Below are 1590 nucleotides of genomic sequence, written 5' to 3' on the forward strand. Positions count from 1 at the left end.
AGGCTCGGATCGTCATCGAGGGCTGGCGTCAGCACTACAATACCCGGCGCCCGCACTCCTCGCACTACAATACCCGGCGCCCGCACTCCTCGCTCGGCTACAAGCCGCCAGCACCGGTCGCTGTGGTCTGGCCGCCTACGAAAACCCAACCCGCTTCGCCGGCCATCTCAACCGTGGCCGACAAGCCCACCATGCATTAGATTAGAACCGGGCCACCTGATGGGGGCAGGCCACCGGCGATACTGGCCCTAAGGTCAGTAGACAATGGGTTCTTGTCGAAGTCCGTATTGCCTTCTCTCGATCTTCGGACAATGAAGGAAAGAACTATGCGTACCCTGATTTTAGCGACCACAGCCCTCATCGGCTGCTTCATATCGAGTGCCAACGCCCAGGTGGAACTGAAGACCTACGCCGACGCAAACGGCTACATTGACGTACAGAAACTGACATGCGCTCAACTGGCCGGTACTTTTCAAGAAGATGCAAGCCTTTTGATGACGTGGTATAGCGGCTGGTACAACGGCCTTGGCAAGAAGCACTTTATCAACGTCCCTCGCGCCAAGGAAGCCGAGCACGAAATCATCGTTTATTGCAAAGATAACCCGAAAATTACGGTAATCAAGGCGATTGGCTTAGTGTTCGACAAGATGCGCAAGGATCGAGGCATCGTAATCGCCAAATGACGAGGCGTTAACTCGATCTACTCGGCAACTGCATGCAACAAACGCTTGCCGGGGGGCACTAAAGAGKCCCTGAACTGGACGCCTCTAGGAAGCCTTTCGATCCCCGCGGAGACTCGCGACGAGGTGCGCCTCTGCCTAGCGCAGACCGGGAGTGACCTGGAGGAGTTGCTGAGAGCCTTCCAGGGCCCCGGATGTTTTGGGCCAAGTATCTGAAAGCCCTTAGTCTCCGCGAGGGCCGCGGCTTCCCCCCGTGAGTGGCCCTGCCTATCAGAGTGGCGATACCCAGCCGAGAAGCGGGTCGAAGAAGGCTGTTGAAGATCGCCGCCGCGGAGAGTGGGCGGGCTCGAACCCGCGACCTCCAGCTTAGCGGGCAAGCGCTTATCCAAATGAGCTATCACTATATTGCCCCTTGCGGGACGGTCCGGTCGCAGTCAGGGCTAGAGTAAGTCTCAGGGTCTTCCTGGAGGCCTCCACTATGCCATCGCAGTACGTTCTCTACCGCCGCGTCTCTACCGAGGAGCAGGGCAAGAGCTGCCTGGGCCTGGAGGCGCAGGACCGGGACATCCGACTGTACCTTGAAACCTACAGCCCTACGCCCTGGGAAGTGCTGCGGAAGTTCACCGAGGTCGAGAGCAGCGCCAACGGTGACCGCCCAGAGTTGGCCAAGGCTATAGAGTTAACCCGGAAGACCAGGGCCACACTCCTGGTGTCGAAGCTGGACCGCCTGTCGCGCCGGGTGTCTTTGATCGCTTCGCTGATGGAGGACTGGCCTGCCCCCTGAAAAGTGGCCCTCCCTGAAGTAGGCTTTTTGAGCCTTTGGAGGATGCCCGCGATGCCGCAGAAGAAGCACAAGCCTGAAGAGATCGTCGCGAAGCTGCGGCAGGTCGACGTGCTGTTGTCCCAGGGG

General features: G+C 59.2%; 3 protein-coding genes. All 3 read left to right on the forward strand.

Annotation, left to right across the window (positions count from 1 at the left end; genetic code table 11):
• Positions 1 to 200: integrase core domain-containing protein (locus AC1DVA_RS28200; protein ID WP_476808101.1), on the forward strand; the 200-nt coding region annotated here is incomplete at its 5' end.
• Positions 201 to 326: 126 nt separating this feature from the next.
• Positions 327 to 683, forward strand: a complete 357-nt coding sequence (locus tag AC1DVA_RS28205; RefSeq protein ID WP_265054503.1) for an HdeA/HdeB family chaperone — start codon at positions 327 to 329, stop codon at positions 681 to 683.
• Between the two features lie 475 nt (positions 684 to 1158).
• Positions 1159 to 1464: a recombinase family protein gene (locus tag AC1DVA_RS28210; RefSeq protein ID WP_476808102.1), complete on the forward strand. Its 306-nt coding sequence runs from the start codon at positions 1159 to 1161 to the stop codon at positions 1462 to 1464.
• Positions 1465 to 1590: the final 126 nt, after the last annotated feature.

Source organism: Allobosea sp. P4_C6, from assembly GCF_056402015.1.

Bases quoted from the DNA above. Each gene is read 5' to 3' on its own strand.
- AC1DVA_RS28205 (WP_265054503.1), top strand. From the start codon at position 327: ATGCGTACCCTGATTTTAGCGACCACAGCCCTCATCGGCTGCTTCATA.
- AC1DVA_RS28210 (WP_476808102.1), top strand. From the start codon at position 1,159: ATGCCATCGCAGTACGTTCTCTACCGCCGCGTCTCTACCGAGGAGCAG.